This is a genomic window from Paracoccus caeni, assembly GCF_016629665.1.
In the GTDB taxonomy this organism is placed as follows: domain Bacteria; phylum Pseudomonadota; class Alphaproteobacteria; order Rhodobacterales; family Rhodobacteraceae; genus Paracoccus; species Paracoccus caeni.
Genome location: NZ_JAEPRQ010000001.1, coordinates 65,242 through 83,530, shown reverse-complemented (window position 1 = coordinate 83,530; position 18,289 = coordinate 65,242). Strand labels below are relative to the sequence as shown.

Annotated in this window: 17 protein-coding genes; 8 read left to right on the top strand and 9 right to left on the bottom strand. The window is 61.6% G+C overall.

Going from position 1 to position 18,289, the window contains the following annotated elements; genetic code table 11:
* Nucleotides 1–13: 13 nt before the first annotated feature.
* The 9 genes from fghA to pqqA form a co-directional block, all read right to left on the bottom strand.
* The gene (gene fghA / locus JJJ17_RS00375) at nucleotides 14–850 is read right to left on the bottom strand and encodes an S-formylglutathione hydrolase (RefSeq protein ID WP_200682953.1); all 837 of its coding nucleotides are present in this window, start codon (nucleotides 848–850) and stop codon (nucleotides 14–16) included.
* A gap of 1 nt (nucleotide 851) precedes the next feature.
* The gene (locus JJJ17_RS00370) at nucleotides 852–1,358 is read right to left on the bottom strand and encodes a GNAT family N-acetyltransferase (RefSeq protein ID WP_200682952.1); all 507 of its coding nucleotides are present in this window, start codon (nucleotides 1,356–1,358) and stop codon (nucleotides 852–854) included.
* Complete coding sequence (locus tag JJJ17_RS00365; RefSeq protein WP_200682951.1) at nucleotides 1,358–1,996, bottom strand: ATP-dependent Clp protease proteolytic subunit; 639 nt, start codon at nucleotides 1,994–1,996, stop codon at nucleotides 1,358–1,360. Before JJJ17_RS00365 ends, JJJ17_RS00370 begins: the two co-directional genes overlap by 1 nt.
* Nucleotides 1,997–2,074: 78 nt before the next feature.
* A complete protein-coding gene (locus JJJ17_RS00360) occupies nucleotides 2,075–3,202 on the bottom strand; it encodes an S-(hydroxymethyl)glutathione dehydrogenase/class III alcohol dehydrogenase (RefSeq protein ID WP_200682950.1) in 1,128 nt (375 codons plus the stop codon).
* A gap of 182 nt (nucleotides 3,203–3,384) precedes the next feature.
* Complete coding sequence (gene pqqE / locus JJJ17_RS00355) at nucleotides 3,385–4,521, bottom strand: pyrroloquinoline quinone biosynthesis protein PqqE (RefSeq protein WP_200682948.1); 1,137 nt, start codon at nucleotides 4,519–4,521, stop codon at nucleotides 3,385–3,387.
* Nucleotides 4,518–4,814 (bottom strand): pyrroloquinoline quinone biosynthesis peptide chaperone PqqD, encoded by a 297-nt coding sequence (gene pqqD / locus JJJ17_RS00350; protein WP_200682947.1) that lies wholly within the window; start codon nucleotides 4,812–4,814, stop codon nucleotides 4,518–4,520. The genes pqqE and pqqD overlap by 4 nt, the downstream gene beginning before the upstream one ends.
* On the bottom strand, nucleotides 4,811–5,563 hold the full coding sequence (pqqC, locus tag JJJ17_RS00345) for a pyrroloquinoline-quinone synthase PqqC (protein WP_325168738.1): 753 nt from the start codon (nucleotides 5,561–5,563) through the stop codon (nucleotides 4,811–4,813). The genes pqqD and pqqC overlap by 4 nt, the downstream gene beginning before the upstream one ends.
* Nucleotides 5,560–6,441, bottom strand: coding sequence for a pyrroloquinoline quinone biosynthesis protein PqqB (gene pqqB / locus JJJ17_RS00340; RefSeq protein ID WP_200682946.1), 882 nt, complete (start codon nucleotides 6,439–6,441; stop codon nucleotides 5,560–5,562). The genes pqqC and pqqB overlap by 4 nt, the downstream gene beginning before the upstream one ends.
* 77 nt (nucleotides 6,442–6,518) lie before the next feature.
* Nucleotides 6,519–6,611, bottom strand: coding sequence for a pyrroloquinoline quinone precursor peptide PqqA (pqqA, locus tag JJJ17_RS00335; RefSeq protein ID WP_043131127.1), 93 nt, complete (start codon nucleotides 6,609–6,611; stop codon nucleotides 6,519–6,521).
* Between the two features lie 307 nt (nucleotides 6,612–6,918).
* On the opposite strand from pqqA, the gene JJJ17_RS00330 reads away from it, so the two are divergent.
* The 8 genes from JJJ17_RS00330 to JJJ17_RS00295 all read left to right on the top strand — a co-directional run bounded on the left by JJJ17_RS00330 (nucleotide 6,919) and on the right by JJJ17_RS00295 (nucleotide 18,278).
* Nucleotides 6,919–8,460, top strand: coding sequence for an alpha-amylase family glycosyl hydrolase (locus JJJ17_RS00330; protein WP_200682945.1), 1,542 nt, complete (start codon nucleotides 6,919–6,921; stop codon nucleotides 8,458–8,460).
* 248 nt (nucleotides 8,461–8,708) lie between these two features.
* A complete protein-coding gene (locus JJJ17_RS00325) occupies nucleotides 8,709–11,066 on the top strand; it encodes a membrane-bound PQQ-dependent dehydrogenase, glucose/quinate/shikimate family (RefSeq protein ID WP_200682943.1) in 2,358 nt (785 codons plus the stop codon).
* A 72-nt stretch (nucleotides 11,067–11,138) separates the two neighbouring features.
* Complete coding sequence (locus tag JJJ17_RS00320; protein WP_200682942.1) at nucleotides 11,139–12,086, top strand: GAF domain-containing protein; 948 nt, start codon at nucleotides 11,139–11,141, stop codon at nucleotides 12,084–12,086.
* A gap of 130 nt (nucleotides 12,087–12,216) precedes the next feature.
* Nucleotides 12,217–13,743: an aldehyde dehydrogenase gene (gene adh, locus JJJ17_RS00315; RefSeq protein ID WP_200682941.1), complete on the top strand. Its 1,527-nt coding sequence runs from the start codon at nucleotides 12,217–12,219 to the stop codon at nucleotides 13,741–13,743.
* 267 nt (nucleotides 13,744–14,010) lie between these two features.
* Nucleotides 14,011–14,340: a DUF779 domain-containing protein gene (locus JJJ17_RS00310; protein WP_200682940.1), complete on the top strand. Its 330-nt coding sequence runs from the start codon at nucleotides 14,011–14,013 to the stop codon at nucleotides 14,338–14,340.
* A 128-nt stretch (nucleotides 14,341–14,468) separates the two neighbouring features.
* Nucleotides 14,469–15,389: an N-acetyl-gamma-glutamyl-phosphate reductase gene (gene argC / locus JJJ17_RS00305; RefSeq protein ID WP_200682939.1), complete on the top strand. Its 921-nt coding sequence runs from the start codon at nucleotides 14,469–14,471 to the stop codon at nucleotides 15,387–15,389.
* A 257-nt stretch (nucleotides 15,390–15,646) separates the two neighbouring features.
* Nucleotides 15,647–16,906: a calcium-binding protein gene (locus JJJ17_RS00300; RefSeq protein WP_200682938.1), complete on the top strand. Its 1,260-nt coding sequence runs from the start codon at nucleotides 15,647–15,649 to the stop codon at nucleotides 16,904–16,906.
* 103 nt (nucleotides 16,907–17,009) lie between these two features.
* Nucleotides 17,010–18,278 carry a calcium-binding protein gene (locus JJJ17_RS00295; protein WP_200682937.1) on the top strand — a complete coding sequence of 423 codons (1,269 nt, stop codon included), beginning with the start codon at nucleotides 17,010–17,012 and terminating at the stop codon, nucleotides 18,276–18,278.
* Nucleotides 18,279–18,289: the final 11 nt, after the last annotated feature.

Here is an 18,289-nt window from a genome sequence, read left to right as displayed (position 1 = left end):
CGGCTGCGCTTTCTTACCCGAACAGCCGTTCAGCATGCCAATGGACGTGATCGCCCATAAAGCTTTGCACAAAGAAATAGCTGTGATCATAGCCCGGCTGCATCCGGAACTGGCCGGGCTGGCGGCGGGCCATCATGGCCTGCGCCAGCGTCTCGGGGCGGAGCAGGTCAATGAACTGGTCGTTGCTGCCCTGATCGATCAGCACTTCGCGCGGAAAGCCGCGTTCCTGCATCAGGATACTGGAATCATGGGCGCGCCACGCGGCACTGTCTTCCCCCAGATAGGCCGCCAGTTGCTTCTTGCCCCAGTCGGATTCCGTCGGGTTAGCAATCGGCGCGAAGGCAGAGACAGATTTGTAGCGCTGAGGATGGGTCATTGCGATGGTCAGCGCACCGTGACCGCCCATCGAATGCCCGGTAATGCCCATCGCCTCTCGGTCGATAGCGAAATTCTCGCCGACCAGCTCCGGCAGTTCGTGGACGATATAGTGCCACATCTGATAGTTGGGCTTCCACGGGTCCTGGGTCGCATCGACATAAAAGCCCGCGCCCTTGCCCAGATCGTAAGCCTCGTCATCCGCCACGCCGTCGCCGCGCGGCGACGTGTCGGGGAAGATGATCGCAATGCCCGTTTCCGCACAGAATTGCTGGGCGGCGGCCTTCGTCATCGCGTTTTCATGGGTGCAGGTCAGGCCCGACAGATACCACAGAACCGGCACCCGCTCATGCGCGATCAGTTCCGGCATGAACAGGCCAAAGGTCATGTCGGTGCCGGTCGCCTGCGATTTGTGGCGATAGACGCCCTGCGTGCCGCCGAAGCTGCGGTTCTCGGATACGGTTTCAAGGGTCATGTCAGGCCTCCTTCAGGTTCTGGAACATCACAAGCGCATCGACCGCGCCAAGCCGGGGATGCTGGAAAGCATCCGGCAGGCGACCGACGATCTGGAACCCCGCCGATTGCCACAGATGGACGGCATCTTCATTCGAGGAAACGACGAAATTGAACTGCATCGCGGCAAAGCCCTGCCGGCGCGCCCAGAACTTGGCATGTTCCGCCAAAGCCCGCGCCACGCCCTTACCGCGCGCCTCGGGATGGGTCGCGAAGGATGCATTCGCGACATGCGATCCCCCCGCCGGGCGGTTCGCACCGATATGGCTGGTGCCAAGCACGCGACCGCGATGTTCAGCGACGAAGGCGGTGAAAGGCGCTGCGAACCAGTCGGCAAGCGCCTCTGGCCGGGTAATGTCGCGCGGGATGCAGTAGGTTTCCCCCGCGCGATAGACCGGCTTCAGGATCGCCCAGATGGCGTCGTGATCGGCATCCGTCGCGGGGCGGATCGTCACCTCCCCGCGCGCCATCACTTCAGCTCGTCAACCGAACGGATCACCTTGCCCAGCAGTCCGTAATCCAGCGCCTCTTGCGTGTTCAGCCAGAAATCGCGCTGCGTATCCGCCTCGATCTTTTCGATCTTCTGGCCCGTCGCATCCGCGAAAATCTGGTTCAGACGGTCGCGCATCTGGCGCACCTGTTCGGCCTGAATCATCATGTCCGAGGACGTGCCGCCGATCCCACCCGAGGGCTGGTGGATCAGAAAGCGGGTGTTGGGCAGGCAGTAGCGGTTTTCCTTTTCCGCGCCGACAAAGATCAGCGCGCCCGCGCTTGCCACCCAGCCAGAGCCGATGGTGCGCACCGTCGGGCGGATGAACTTGATCACGTCATGGATCATATCGCCGGATTCAACATGCCCGCCGGGCGAGCTGATCAGCATATTGATCGGATCATCGCTGTCTTCGGCCAGTGCCAGCAAATGGGCCACGGTCCGCTGAGCCAGCTTGTCGTTGATCGCGCCAGCGACGATGACGGTCCGCGACTTGAAATAGAGCTTTCCGATCTTGTCGCCTTCCGGCAGGCCCAGACCTTCTTCCTTATCGCCTTTTTGCGGGCGATCGTCGTCATCCTCATCGTCGTCGTCATCGTCCAGCCATTGGTGACGCATCGGCCTGCTCCTTCATTTCTCATGGCGACGGCGGGACGCGCGGCCCCGCCGTTCTTTTACCTAAGCAGCCGTGAAGGATCAGTAAAGGACGACCGAGCGGATGGATTCACCCGAATGCATCAGATCGAAGCCTTTGTTGATGTCTTCCAGCGGCATGGTGTGGGTAATCATCGGGTCGATCTCGATCTTGCCGTCCATATACCAGTCCACGATTTTCGGCACATCGGTCCGTCCGCGTGCGCCGCCAAAGGCGGTGCCTTTCCAGATACGGCCGGTGACAAGCTGGAACGGACGGGTGCTGATCTCTGCGCCGGCAGGGGCGACGCCGATGATGATCGACTGGCCCCAGCCGCGGTGGGTGCATTCCAGCGCGTCGCGCATGACGCGGACATTGCCGGTGGCGTCGAAGCTGTAATCGGCGCCGCCGATCTGATCGAACGGGGTTTTGGTCAGGTTGACGATTTCCTGAACCACGTTCTCGACATTCTTCGGATTGACGAAATGGGTCATGCCAAAGCGTTCGGCCATCGGTTTCTTGTCGTCGTTCAGATCAACGCCGATGATCATATCGGCCCCGGCAAGGCGCAGGCCCTGAATGACGTTCAGCCCGATACCGCCCAGACCAAAGACCACGGCCTTGGCACCGATCTCGACCTTGGCGGTGTTGATGACGGCGCCGATGCCGGTCGTCACCCCGCAGCCGATATAGCAAATCTTGTCGAAAGGCGCGTCTTCGCGAACCTTCGCCAGCGCAATTTCCGGCAGCACCGTATGGTTCGCGAAGGTCGAGCAGCCCATGTAGTGATAGATCGGCGTGCCATCCAGCATCGAAAAGCGCGTGGTGCCGTCCGGCATCAGCCCCTGCCCTTGTGTCGCCCGGATCCGGGTGCAAAGGTTGGTCTTGCCCGACAGGCAGGACGCGCATTCGCGGCATTCCGGAGTATAAAGCGGAATGACATGATCGCCGGGTTTCAGCGAGGTGACGCCGGGGCCAACTTCCACAACGATTCCAGCGCCTTCATGACCAAGAATCGCCGGGAACAGCCCTTCGGGATCATCGCCCGAGCGGGTGAATTCGTCGGTGTGGCAGATGCCGGTGGCCTTGATCTCGACCAGAACCTCGCCTGCTTTCGGGCCTTCAAGATTGACCTCCATCACCTCCAGCGGCTTGCCTGCTTCAAGGGCTACGGCGGCACGGGTTCTCATGGTGGGTCTCTCCTCTCGGTGCGCATAGGCGGGCCTGGGGCCGCGGATTCGTTCAGCATTCTGGCCGGATGATAGCCGTCGTCAATCTGCGAGAAGGGCACGGCTTCCCGCCGATGGCTCGCCCGCGCGCGACAGGTCAGGTGCCTGCAGCGACCCGACGCCCGACCGATCACATGGCCCGGCTAAACGCCTTTCTTCATCCGGCGGTAGATGAAATCGCTGGTTTCAGCCGCTGCATCCTCTTCCGCCCGCGCAACCAGCGCAGCGTTCAGCGGCGAGCGGGAGCAGACAGGGTCCGTCGCCCGCGCATCCCCGGCCAAGGCCATGGCCTGACAGCGACAACCGCCGAAATCGATATTCTTGCGGTCACAGCCCCGGCACGGCTCGGGCATCCATTCGGTGCCGCGAAAGGCGTTGAAGGCGTCCGACCCCAGCCAGATATCCCGCAAGGACCGTTCGCGCACATTGTCGAACCGCATCCACGGGATCGTCTGCGCGGCATGGCAAGGCAGGACCGTCCCGTCAGGGGCGATGTTCAGCCCGGTCGAGCCCCACCCGCCCATGCAAGCCTTGGGATGGATGGCGTGGTGATCCGCCGGCACATAGTCGATCACCATCCGCCCACGCAGACGAATGCGGGCTTCGTTCACCACCCGCCGCGCCTCGGCAGCCTGTTCGCGGGTCGGCATCAAGGCCTTGCGGTTCAGGTCCGCCCAGCCGTGAAACTGCACCGTCGCCACCTCGATCCGCCTTGCGCCAAGACGTTCGGCCAAGGCGATCATGTCGGGCAGACGGTCGAGGTTCTGGCGATGCACCACGGCGTTGATGGTCAGCGGAAAGCCGATTTCGGTCACCCAATCGGCGAAACCCATCTTCTTGTCCCACGACCCCGGATGCCCGCTGATCCGGTCGGCCATATCGGCGCGTATCCCCTGCAGCGACAGTTGCACATGATCGACGCCCGCGCGGTCCAGTTCCTCAAGCCGGTCGCGCGTGATTCCGATCCCCGAAGTGATCAGGTTCACATAAAGCCCCGCAGCCCGCGCCGAGGCGACGATCTGCGCCAGATCCCGCCGCGCCCCCGGCTCTCCACCCGAGATATGGACCTGCAGCACGCCAAGCTCTGCCGCCTCATGAAACACCCGCGCCCAATCCTCGGCAGGCATTTCGCCCGCCGCGCGGGTCAGTTCCACCGGGTTCGAGCAATAGGGACAGGCCAAGGGACAGCGATGCGTGATCTCGGCCAACATGGCGATGGGCAGGCCGGGGCGAACGGGATTGCCGTCTAGGTCATGAGGCTGGGCAGGGTGATCTTTCATGACGGATCGCGGAGGAAAACCATCCGCCTCGCGACCAGCCCGGTCAGGAAATCGCGAACATCGCCTGCGATCTGTTCGACGGGGGCGTTGTAACGTGCGGCGAGGTCGGCGCAGATCTGGCCCATGCTACGGTTGCCGTCCAGTTCCGACAGGATCGCATCGCCGATCTGATCAAGCTGCATCGCCCGCTCTGGCGCCTGCAACACACGCAACCCGCGCACCTTGTCATCGGCCAGCCAGACACCGCGCGGCAGGTAGGGAATGTCCTGCGGCTGGATCAGGGCATCGGTCATGACAACATCCCCTCGCCGGGACGCCATGCGCCGGGGGGAATATTGCCTTCAACATAGCCATTCCACAGCGCGTCAAGCTGTGCCCACAGAACATCGGTCTTAAAGCTCAGCGCCGCCGCAGCCGCATCCTGTTTTTCCAGAGTGTCGGCATGGGTCAGCACATAATCCAGCCCGAACGCCACATCCTCGGGCGCCTCGGTCAGGCGTTTCTTGAAATAGGCAAGACTGACATCGTCGGCGAAATCGTAATGGGCCAGCAGCCCCTCGATCCGCTGGGCGTGAATCTTGGGCGCGAAAAGCTCGGTCAGGCTGGCGGCAACCGCATCCAGCAAGGGCATATCACGGACAAAGCGCAGATAGGCATCGACGGCGAAACGGGTCGCGGGCATCGCGCCCTGTCCGCTTGCCACATAATCGGGGTCCAGCCCGACGGCGCGCGCCAAGGCCAGCCAGCGACGGATGCCACCGCCTTCGTCAACGCCGCCGTCATGATCCTCGATCCGCTTGCGCCAGCGGCGGCGCAGATCGGGATCTTCGACACGAGACATGAAGGCCGCGTCCTTCATTGGGATGCGCGACTGGTAGATCCAGCGGTTGATGACCCATGCCCGCACCTCGTCCGGGGTGCATTCGCCGCCATGCAGCCGCGCATGAAACGGATGCTTGTCGTGATAGCGGTCGGCGCCGATGGCTCGCAGGCGGGCCTCGAAATCCTCGCGCGATTGCGGCTGGGCGGTCACGTCCTTCACAGCGAAATCTCCATTCCATCGCGGCCAATTTGCCAGCCCTGCGCCTCGGCCTTGGCGCTTTCCGGGCTTGCCGGATCGGTCAAAGGGTTCGAGTTGTTCAGATGCACCAGAACCCGCCGCCCGATCATCGCATCAGCCAGCGCCAGCACCGTTTCAGTGACCGGCATATGGCCCATCCTGCGCCCGGTTTTTTGGCCAAGACCCATCCGGCGCATTTCGTCATCATCCCACAAAGTGCCGTCGAACAGAAGCAGATCGGCCCCCTCGATCCGGTCGCGCAGCCAATCGGGCATGGCCGCACAGCCGGGAATATAAAGCGCCCGGCGCCCGCCCGAGACCAGCTCGACCCCCACTGTCGTCTCGCCGATCAACCCGGTTTCGACCACTTCACCCTCTTGATAAAGCGGCACCTTGCCCGGAACGGCGAAAAGCGTCGCTGTCAGGCCCGGCGCGATAGTGACAGGCTGATCCAGCGAAATCTCGCGGCGCGGGACCAGATCGGGGTTCACCGCCCCCAGCATCGGATTCTGCGCCAGCGCGTCATGGATCGCCGCAGTCGCATAGAGATCGAACCGTTGGCTTTCGCGCAAAGTCAGCAGGCCCGCAACATGGTCGATATCGCCATTCGTCAGCAGGACCGACCGAATCGGCATCTCTCGCAAACCGGTCGGATGAAGCGCAGGCGTCGCCGCCAGTTGCACGCGAATATCGGGCGAGGCGTTCAGGATCGCCCAGGTCACGCCGTCACCGCTGACCGCGACCGAGCTTTGCGTCATCGACGGAATCCGCCCGTCGCGGGCGGCATTGCAATTGACGCAGCCGCAATTCCACTGCGGCAGACCGCCCCCGGCCCCCGCACCAAGCATGATGATTTTCATGGTCTTTTGGGCGATCTCGGTCAGGGATGCCCCGTCAGATCGCTCTGACGGGGGCGATCAGGTTGCCAAAGGCAACATCAGAACAGGACGGGCTCGTCCTCGGCCGGTGCGTACATGTTGATTTCCATGCCGCAGGCGATTTCCTTCAGGATAGGTTTGGTCCAGGCCATGCAAGTCTCCTTCGCGATAGGGCGCCGTCCGTGCAGCGCAAGTCCATGTTAGTCAACCACAACGGGATCGCAATCGGACTAAAGTCTTAAGAATCAGCAAAGGCAGATCACGTTATCCGGCGCAGACGGCAGATGAGGTCGCGTGGCCCGGCGTCTCTGGCATTGTCGCCATAGAGGCAAGGTCTTGCGCAAGCGCCCTTTCGCACAGGCACGTTTCTTTGACTTTTGGCCCGCATTTCAGCGATTGCGTTTCAGATGAGTCGCCCATATCCGACGAAGAATCCTGTTAGCGGCAACGGTGATAAAGATGAGCACGAACGGCAAGACGACGGACTGGTGGAAGGGCGGCGTGATCTATCAGATCTATCCGCGCAGTTTTCAGGACACGACCGGCGACGGGGTCGGCGATCTGGCCGGTGTTGCGCAGCGGATGCCCTATGTGGCCTCGCTGGGCGTCGATGCGGTATGGATCTCGCCCTTCTTCACGTCGCCGATGAAGGATTACGGCTACGATGTCAGCAATTACCGCGAGATCGACCCGCTGTTCGGGACCATGGACGATTTCGACTGGCTCATCTCCAGCGCGCATGAACAGGGGCTGAAGGTCATCATCGATCTGGTGCTGTCGCATACCTCGGACAAGCATCCGTGGTTCGCCGAAAGCCGCGCCAACCGCGATAATCCCAAGGCCGACTGGTATGTCTGGGCCGATCCAAAGCCTGACGGGACGGTGCCGAACAACTGGCTATCGATCTTTGGCGGCAGCGCATGGCAATGGGACGCCCGCCGCGAACAATACTACCTGCACAACTTCCTGTCGTCGCAGCCCGATCTGAACTTCCACAATCCCGCAGTGCAGGACGCCCTGCTTGAGGTGGTGCAGTTCTGGCTGGACAAAGGCGTGGACGGCTTCCGTCTGGACACGATCAACTTCTATTTCCACGACAAGCAGTTGCGCGACAACCCGCCCCTGCCGCCCGAGCTGCGCAAGTCCGACACCGCCCCCGCGGTAAACCCTTACAACCACCAAAGCCATCGCTTCGACAAATCGCAGCCCGAGAATCTGGCGTTTCTGGAGCGGATGAGCAGCCTTCTGCTGCCCGCAGGTGCTGCCGTGGTGGGTGAAATCGGCGACAGCGAACGTGGGTTGGAACTGCTGGAAGAATATACCGGCGTTTCGGGCCGAGTGCAGATGTCCTATGTCTTCGATTTCCTGTCAGGTGAGGACCTGAAGGCCGAGCGCGTGGCCGAAGTCTTCCGCGTCATGCAGGAGATTGCGCCGAATTCATGGCCGTGCTGGGCGATGTCGAACCATGATGTCGTGCGTCATATCTCGCGCTGGAACCTCTCGGATCAGGCAGCCAAGGCCTATGCGACGCTGTTGCTGTGCCTGCGCGGCTCGGTTTGTCTCTATCAGGGCGAAGAGCTGGGATTGCCTGAGGCGGAATTGTCCTTCGAGGATCTGCGCGACCCCTATGGCATCGAGTTCTGGCCAGAGTTCAAGGGCCGCGACGGCTGCCGGACGCCGATGGTCTGGGATATGGGCGTGAATGGCGGCTTCTCGACCGCGAAGCCATGGCTGCCGGTGCCGCATACGCATCTTCAGCGCACCGTGGTCGCGCAAGAGGCTGATGCGCAGTCGTTGTTGCACCATTATCGCTGGGCAATCGGGCTGCGCCGCAAGCATTCGGCGCTGCGCGGCGGCACGATGACCGATATCCGCGCCGATGGTCCGCTGCTGAGCTTCACCCGCGCCGATGATCAGCAAACGCTAAGGATTCGGGCGAACCTTTCCGAGGATCAGATCGGCGATCTGGGTCCGTGGCAGGTTCAGGTGATCGAGGGATAAGCCACCCCTCCTTGCTAACACCGTCGCCGGGGGATGCTTCGCCCCTCGGCGAGCGGTGACAATCGACTGGATCAGCCGTGGCCGCTGATGCTGCCCGCTTCACGCATGGCAGCCAACCGCCATTTTGCACTGGCCCAAAGATTGCCCTCTTGCATATGCTGCAAATTGATCATTTTGTCGGTGCAACCGGAAGCTGCAGCATCCGCTGTGGGGTTGGTTGACACCGACGGGTTCACGGGAGATCGGCGATGCGGATATTCAACGCGCTTTTGCTTTCGATCATCGGGGCGGTATTGGCCGGGGGCGGAACGGTCCTGATCCTGAATGGCGGCAGTCCTTACTATCTGATCTCGGGCATCATTCTGGTTTTAGCGGCTTTGCTGCTGATCCGGTATGGCGGCCTAGCCCGACTGCTTTATTCCGGTTTCCTGATCGGCACGGCGGTCTGGGCCTATGCAGAGGTCGGCTATGACTGGTGGCCTCTGGCGGCGCGGATGGGGATGTTCCTGATCGTTGGGCTGCTTTTGCTTCTGCCGCTCCACAGCGCATCGCGGCGATTCGCGCCATCATGGATCGTGCTGTTTCTGGTCATCGGCGTGACTGGGCTGGGCACGCTGGGCAGTATCGCCAACGATGTCCACTCGATCCGCGGCGAGTTGCCGGACGAAATCGCCAATGCCGATCCCGAGATGGGACCGCGTGGCGAAAACGATCAATGGACCGCCTATGGCCGCACCGATTTCGGTCAACGCTATTCGCCGCTTGATCTGATCACACCCGAGAATGTCGCAGAGCTTGAACAGGCGTGGTCTTATCAGACGGGCGACGTGAAGCAGCCCGGCGACACCGTTGAATTCACCTATCAGGCGACACCGATCAAGGTCGGCGACACGCTTTATCTTTGCACCCCGCATAACTGGGCCGTGGCGCTGAATGCCGATACCGGCGAGGAAAGGTGGGTCCATAAGGCCGCCATCGAACCGCTGAGCGACCGCCAGCACCAGACCTGCCGGGGAGTCAGCTACTGGCCGGGCGATGCGTTGGCGACCATATCGGCGACCGCCACAGCGACGCCCGCCACCGACACCTGCGGCACGCGGATTTTCATGCCGACCTCGGACGCGCATCTTCTGGCGCTTGATCCCGAGACAGGCGAGCTTTGCCCGGAATTCGGCGAAAACGGCTCGCTGAACCTGATGCACAACATGCCCTTCGATCAGGCGGGCTTCTATTATTCCACCTCGCCTCCGGTCATCGCCGGGAACACCATTGTTGTAGGCGGTGCGGTGAATGACAATTATGATGTCAATTCGCCGTCCGGGGTGATCCGCGCCTATGACGCGCGGACCGGGCAATTGCTGTGGAACTGGGATTCCGGCAATCCGAACGAGACCGCGCCTTTCGATCCGAACAACCCCGAACAGGTCTATACCACCTCATCGCCGAACTCTTGGGCGCCGCTTAGCGCCGATCCGGCGCTTGGGCTGGTCTATGTGCCGATGGGGAACCGGACGCCCGACCAGTTGGGCATGTATCGCAACGAATATGAAGAAACCTATGCCACCTCGGTCACCGCGCTTGATCTGGAGACGGGACAGGCAAGGTGGGTGCAGCAATTCGTGCATCACGATCTGTGGGATATGGATACCCCGGCGCAGCCGTCACTGATCGATCTCGACATGCCCGAGGGCCGGGTGCCCGCGCTGGTCGTGCCGACCAAGCAGGGCGATGTCTATGTCTTGAACCGTCAGACGGGCGAGCCGATTCTGCCCGTGACCGAGGTCGCGGCACCGCAGGGCACCATCCCTGAGGATTTCGCCGCAGAGACGCAGCCCAGCTCTGCACTCAGCTTCGAGCCGGAGCCGCTGACCGAAGAACGGATGTGGGGCGCGACCGCGATTGACCAGATGGTCTGCCGCATCGCCTTCCGCAAACTGCGTTATGAGGGGCGATATACGCCGCCATCGCTGGAAGGCAGCATCGTCTATCCGGGGAATTTCGGTGCCTTCAACTGGGGCGGGGTTGCCGTCGATCCGCGCCGTCAGGTGATGTTCGGGATGCCGCTGCAACTGGCCTTCACCTCGAAGCTGATCCCACGGGAAGAGCTGGGCGACCGGCAGACCAATGTTGGCGAGCAGGGGGTGAACTCGAACGAAGGGGCCGCCTATGCGGTCGAGATGGGGCCGTTCCTGTCGCCGCTGGGCGTGCCGTGTCAGTCGCCGCCATGGGGCTATGTTGCGGGCGCCGATCTGCGGACGGGCGACATCGCCTGGAAGCACAAGAACGGCACCACGCGGGACATGACGCCCGTGCCGCTTGGCCTGCCGCTGGGCATGCCGGGCATTGGCGGGCCGATCATCACCGGCTCTGGCGTGGCGTTCCTTGCCGCGGCGGTCGATGATTATATCCGCGCCTATGACCTGACCACGGGCAAACAATTGTGGCAGGCGCGTCTGCCTGCAGGCGGACAGGCGACCCCCATGACCTATCTCGACAGCGAGGGGCGGCAGGTGGTCGTTCTGGTTGCGGGTGGGCATGGCTCGGTCGGAACAAGGCTTGGCGATTATGTGATAGCATGGAGGCTTCCGGCGGATCAGGACCGCTGAAAAATTATGCGTTAGGAATATCGGAACGCGCCGCTATAATGCGCGGCACCAGACGGAGGGGAGCCGTACGGGATGCGCCACGCAGATTATGTCGCAGCACAATCGCAATCGAACTCGGCGACCTCGTCGCTGACCGCTTCATGGCGGCGGTCGATCATGAAGCACGGTCTGGACCCGGCAAATGTCCGCGCGCCAGAGCGGCTGACCGATGCCGAGCTGAAAATGCCGCGCGAGGCGATGGCGGATCTGCTGCGCGTTGCGGCGCCGCAGCTTGATCAGCTTATCACCCTTGTCGGCACCTCGGGCTGCAATGTGCTGCTGACGGATGCGCGCGGTCTGGTGCTGGATCAGCGGGTCGGCGACGCCGATGCCGCGCAGTTCAGCGAATGGGGCCTTTGCACCGGCATGGACTGGTCCGAAGAGGTTCAGGGCACCAACGGCATCGGCACCTGTCTGGTCGAGGGGCGACAGGTGACCATCCACCGCGATGAGCATTTCCACACCCGCAATACCGGAATGTCCTGTATGGACGCGCCAATCTGGGGGCCGGATGGCCGCCTGCTGGCCGCGCTGGATGTCAGTTCCGCCCGCTCGGATCAGACTGCCTTGTTCAACCGCCTCATCTCTGCGCAGGTCGCCCAGACCGCCAAGGCGATCGAGGCGGTGTTCTTCCGGGCGTGCTTTCCCAATGCCCGGATCATGCCCGCCTCGGACGATCCCTCGGATGTGGCGATGCTGCTGGCGGTGGACAACAACGATCTGGCGGTCGGCGCCACCCGTGCCGCGCGCCGCGTGCTTGGGCTGGAGCGCGAGGGCGATATCCGCCCGCGTCCCGCCGCCGATCTCTTGGGTCGCGATGACGAAATGTCCGGCTTCGATCTGGCCGAACGCGCAACGATGATCCGGGCTTTGGCGCGGGCCGAGGGCAATGTCTCGGCCGCCGCCCGCGCGCTTGGAATCGGTCGGGCGACGCTTTACCGGCGGATGTCCCGACTGGGAATCAGCGAAAAGGACGGCTGACTGTCTCACCCCTGAGACAGCTTTGCCCGCAAGGCCGCTTGGGCGATATTTGATTCGCACCCTCCCCCTGACAAGCTGATCTGGACACCGAAGTGAGGAGACTTCGGTTTTCAGCACAGGAGGAGACAACATGCCGAACGATCAAGCACATGAGTTCAAGGGCGTGGGCGTGATGCCCTTTGCCAAGCGTTATGACAACTTTATTGGCGGCGAATGGGTCGCCCCGAAATCCGGGAAATACTTCACCAACGTGACCCCGATCACCGGCGGCGAGATCGGTGAGATCGCCCGTTCGAACGCCGACGATATCGAGGCCGCGCTGGACGCTGCGCATGCCGCCAAGGACAAATGGGGCAATGCCTCGCCCGCCGAGCGTTCGGGCGTTCTGCTGCGCATCGCCGACCGGATGGAAGAGAATCTGGAGCTTCTGGCGACTGCCGAGACCTGGGACAACGGCAAGCCGATCCGTGAAACCATGGCCGCCGACCTGCCGCTGGCAATCGATCACTTCCGCTACTTCGCGGGGGCTTTGCGCGCGCAGGAAGGCTCGATCTCGGAAATCGACCACGACACTGTGGCCTATCACTTCCACGAGCCGCTGGGCGTTGTCGGCCAGATCATCCCGTGGAACTTTCCGCTGCTGATGGCGTGCTGGAAACTGGCTCCGGCGCTGGCTGCAGGCAACTGCGTCGTGCTGAAGCCGGCTGAACAGACCCCCGCCAGCATCATGGTGCTGATGGATGTGATCGGCGATCTGCTGCCGCCGGGCGTGCTGAACGTCGTCAACGGCTTTGGTCTGGAAGCAGGCAAGCCGCTGGCCCAGAACCCGCGCATCTCGAAGATCGCGTTTACCGGGGAAACCACCACCGGCCGCCTGATCATGCAATATGCATCGGAAAACCTGATTCCGGTCACGCTGGAACTGGGCGGCAAATCCCCGAATATCTTCTTCGAGGATGTGACTCGCGAAGACGACGACTATTTCGACAAGGCCATCGAAGGCTTCGTCATGTTCGCGCTGAACCAGGGCGAGGTCTGCACCTGCCCGTCGCGCGCCCTGATCCACGAAAAGATCTATGACCGCTTCATGGAACGCGCCATCAAGCGCGTCGAGGCGATCAAACAGGGCGATCCCCGCGATGCAGCAACCATGATCGGCGCGCAGGCGTCGAGCGAGCAGAAAGAGAAGATCCTCAGCTATCTCGACATTGGCCGTCAGGAAGGTGCCGAAGTGCTGACCGGGGGCGGGGCTGCCGATCACGGCGGCGAGTTGTCCTCGGGCTTCTACGTGAAGCCGACTGTTCTGCGCGGCAACAACAAGATGCGCGTGTTTCAGGAGGAAATCTTCGGCCCGGTGGTGTCGGTGACGACCTTCAAGGACAATGACGAGGCGTTGTCGATTGCCAATGACACGCTTTACGGCCTTGGCTCGGGCGTGTGGTCGCGCGATGCCAATATCTGCTACCGCTTCGGCCGCGCCATCAAGGCGGGTCGCGTCTGGACCAACTGCTACCACGCCTACCCGGCCCATGCGGCCTTCGGTGGTTACAAACAGTCGGGCATCGGTCGCGAAACCCACAAGATGATGCTGGATCACTATCAGCAGACCAAGAATATGCTGGTCAGCTATTCTCCGAAGAAGCTGGGCTTCTTCTAAGGGCATCGGGCTGCCCCGGACGGGCCTTCGGGCCCGCCCCTTTCAAAAGCGGACAATCGTGCGGCCCTGTCGGTGCCGCGCGGTTTCTGAAGGGTCTGATCGAAGGCCAGGTGGCTGGCAATCGGACAAAGGACGCACGGCCGCTTCCCTCCCTGGCGGTTCGTGCAACCTCGGGGCGGGACGGGCATCGCGCCTGTTCCCGCCTCCTTCCATCTTTGCCCGCGTGATCCGATGATACGGAGAGATTCCGAAGAAAAGGTCGAAGCCATGAGCAAGGTAACTGCAACCCCAGAGGCACTGGCGCTGATCGACGAAATCGTGGCCGATCATGGCCCGGTCCTGTTCCATCAGTCCGGCGGCTGTTGCGACGGTTCGTCGCCGATGTGCTACGCACAGAACGACTTCAAGATCGGCGACCGGGACGTCAAGCTGGGCGAGATCGGAGGCGCGCCGTTCTATATCTCGGCCAGCCAGTTCGAGGCGTGGAAGCATACCGACCTGATCATCGATGTTGTGCCCGGTCGGGGCGGCATGTTCAGCCTTGATAATGGTCGCGAAAAGCGCTTCCTGACCCGGTCCGAGATTTGCAATATCTGACCCCGGTAAAGCCCTTTCCAGTAGATCCAAATCTCGACCAGTCACTTGCCCGGCGTCATATATTCCTTACCGTTGTGACTTCGTTGTCGCTCGCCTATACCTAAGGCGTTCTTCGGGGGATCACAGACATGGAATATAGCGTCTTCATCGATGGCGAAGCTGGCACGACGGGTCTTCAGATCCGCGAGCGGCTGGAGCTCCGTGAGGACATCCGTCTGATCCAGCTTGATCCTTCCCGCCGGAAAGAGGCCTCGGCACGGCGCGAGGCCTATGCGGAAGCCGATATCGGCATTCTCTGCCTGCCCGATGATGCCGCGCGCGAAGCGGTGGCCTTGACGCGCGATCTGGACGTGCGGTTGATCGACGCCTCGACGGCGCATCGGGTTGATGATCAGTGGGTCTATGGCTTCCCCGAACTGCATCCCGATATCCGCAATCAGATCGCCGAAGCGCGCTATGTCAGCAATCCGGGCTGCTATGCCAGCGGCGCGATTGCGATCATTGCCCCGCTGGTCGCCGCAGGTCTGATCAGCGAGGATGAGGCTGTCGCGATCAATGCGGTCAGCGGCTATACCGGCGGCGGCAAGGCTCTGATCGCCGAATATGAGGATGAAGGCGCTCCGGCGCATTTCATCTATGGGCTGAACCAGCGCCACAAACATATTCCCGAAATCATGATCTATGGCGGACTTGGCGTGCAGCCGGTCTTTGCCCCTTCGGTCGGACGCTTCGCGCAAGGTATGGCGGTTCAGGTGCCGCTGCATCTGGACGGTGATCGCACGGCAGCCGCGCTGTTCGAGGCGCTGGCCAGCCACTATGACAGCCAGACCTTCGTGCAGGTCGTTCCCGACAGTCAGATCGGCGCGCGGATCGTGCCCACCGACATGAATGATACGAACGTCCTGCGGATCAGCGTGCATGGCGACGACGATCATGGCTGTGCGACGGTCGTGGCCGTGCTGGACAATCTGGGCAAGGGTGCCTCTGGCGCCGCGGTTCAGAACCTCAACATCATGGTCGGCGCGGATGAGGCCGAGGGGCTTCTCTGAAAGAACCCCCTTCCTGCCATAGGCCGCCCGATTAGTCGGAAAACCGTTGTTCACTTGTAGCCGTTCCGGCAGCAGAAAGCTGCTGTCGGAACGGCTGTGAAACGTCGAGTTCATGCCAATTTGCATCAATAAGCATGCACATTTGTGAGAATGCTTGACTGGTCTGGATTTCACCGCAATGTCCACAGCACTGCCCGCGCTGGCTGCGGTCAGAGTATAAATCCCGCCCCACGCAAGGGACGATAAGTGGAGTATCCATGGCCGACTTTATCGCGGTACGACGTTTTGATCAGAATCTTTTGGATTTCAACGAGTTGTGGCGAAACGCCAGCGACTATGGCCTTGAAAAGGACGCAAATATCCGCGAGGGGAACCTGTTCTATCGCGATGTCTATGCGACGCTTTGGAATGCGGGTAGCCAAAGCTACCTCAGCGGCCTTCTGGGCGAGAACCTGTCTGTCAACAGCCAGAACATCCTGAACGGCGGCACGATACAGGGATATATCCTGATATCGGGCAACAGTTCAGATCCCAGTCCGCTGCACTGGATGATCGCGAACATCTCGATCCCGGCGACGGAAATTGCCTCGGCGATGTTGTCGCGTGATCGGGCAGACGACAAGCGCGTGATCGAGAAGATGCTGGCCGGCAACGACCGGCTGGAACTGAGCGATGAGAACGACCGCGCCCATGGTCTTGGCGGCAACGATACGATTCTGGGCGCGCTTGGCAACGACACCCTGTCGGGCGGCACCGGAAATGACCGACTGTTGGGCGGTGGCGGCAACGATCAGCTTTTCCTGGACGCGGGCAACGATTACCTCGACGGCGGCTCCGGTCAGGACTGGGTGCGCACGTCCGGCACCACGAATGTCACAGTCAAGCTGTTCATCACCGAAGGCCAGAACACCGGCCTGGGCAACGATACCCTGGTTGGTATTGAGAACGTGATGGGGGCCGATGGAAACGACAAGCTCCACGGCAACGCGCAGGCCAACAGGCTAAGCGGCGGCGAGGGCAATGACGCCCTGTTCGGACGCAACGGCAATGACCTGCTGCGGGGTGATGCAGGCAACGACCGGCTGGAAGGCGGTGCCGGGCGCGATACGCTCGAAGGTGGTGCTGGCAATGATACATTGGCAGGCGGTCAGGGCGTTGACGTTCTGCGCGGTGATGCGGGGGCGGATCTGTTCCTGTTCCGCAGCTTGTCCGATGCCAGCGTGTCCGAGTTCCAGCCCGACTTGATCCGCGACTTCACCCAAGGTGAGGATCGCATCGATCTGCGCCAGATTGACGCCAGTTCGATCCTGTCTGGCAACAACGCCTTCGAATTCACCAATAGCGGCAAACTTGGAACAACGAATGCGGGTGTCGTCACCTATGTTCAGTTCGACCGGCCCGGCACCGCGAATGACGTGACAGTGATCGTGATCGATACTGACGCCGATGCCGCAGCCGAGGCGAAAATCCGGTTGAGTGGCCTTTATGACCTGACAGCGGACGATTTCTTTCTTTGATGCTTGAACGTGAGATTATCTCTTGCCCTTTCCGCGCTGAAGCGGGAAGGGCGTCCTATTTCCCGCAAGCGGGTTGCGGAGATTCGTTACAGAAAGATCGGCCATGGCCAAAATTAACGCCTTCAATGCCTTCGATCAGCGCGATTTCGACATAAGTTTTCTCTACTCCGGCAGGGCCTCGGTCACTTTTTTCGAAGGCACAAAATTCGAATATGCCGGGACGACCTATCCCGCAGCATATGAGGTCGATTGGTCTGGAGACAGGCTTTACCGCTCGCATCTTCTCGGAGAAGATTTCCGCGCCAACGATGATAAAAGACTGACTGGCGGGACTGTCCAGACCTATGTCGAAGCGGTGCGGACAAGCGTTTTTGACCCTTTCGCGCCAGCCTATGTCAACTTCAGCATCAGCGAATTTTCCATTCCCGCGACTGCGTTCAACACTGCGATGCGGACTGCCGTCATCGCCGATGACGCCAGTCTGTTGAACAGGATTCTGTCGGGCGACGATGTCTTCAGGCTCAGCCGCTCTCACGATCGGGCCGACGGAAAGGCCGGGAACGACGCGCTTTACGGTGGTCTGGGCAACGACACTCTGATCGGCGGCGCTGGTAACGATTCGTTGGCCGGAGGCGACGGCAACGATCGCATATCTCTTGACGCCGGCAACGACCGGATCGTCGGCGGCGGTGGCCGCGACGTGCTGGTGGCAACGGGGAATATCGGCATCACCGTCGATCTGGCGAAGACCGTGGCGCAGGATACCGGATACGGGCGCGACGTGATCATCGGGATCGAGGACGTGACCAGCGGTTCGGGCAAGGACCGGCTCCTTGGAACCGATGGAGCCAATGCCTTGTCCGGCGGCGGGGGTGATGACGCACTTCAGGGGCGCGGCGGCAACGATTTGCTGGAGGGCGGGGGCGGCCATGACACGCTGGAAGGCGGCGACGGGCGTGATCGGCTGGAGGGCGGGGCGGGCAATGACAGGCTGGCTGGCGGTCATGGTGTTGACGAGCTGCTCGGTGGCGCGGGCGCGGATCTTTTCCTGTTCCGCAGCCTGACCGATGCCAGCGTGTCTGAGTTCGAGCCGGACGTGATCCTTGACTTTACCCAAGGTCAGGATCGCATTGACCTGCGCCAGATCGATGCCAGCTCGATCCTGTCGGGTAACAACAGCTTCCAGTTCACCGATAGCGGCAAGCTTGGAACGACCAATGCAGGTGTCGTGACCTATGTTCAGTTCGACCGGCCCGGCACCGCGAATGATACGACAGTGATCGTGATCGACACGGATGCCGATGCCGCAGCCGAGGCGAAGATCCGGCTGAACGGGCTTTATGACCTGACGGCAGACGATTTCTTCCTGTGATCAGATCGAAG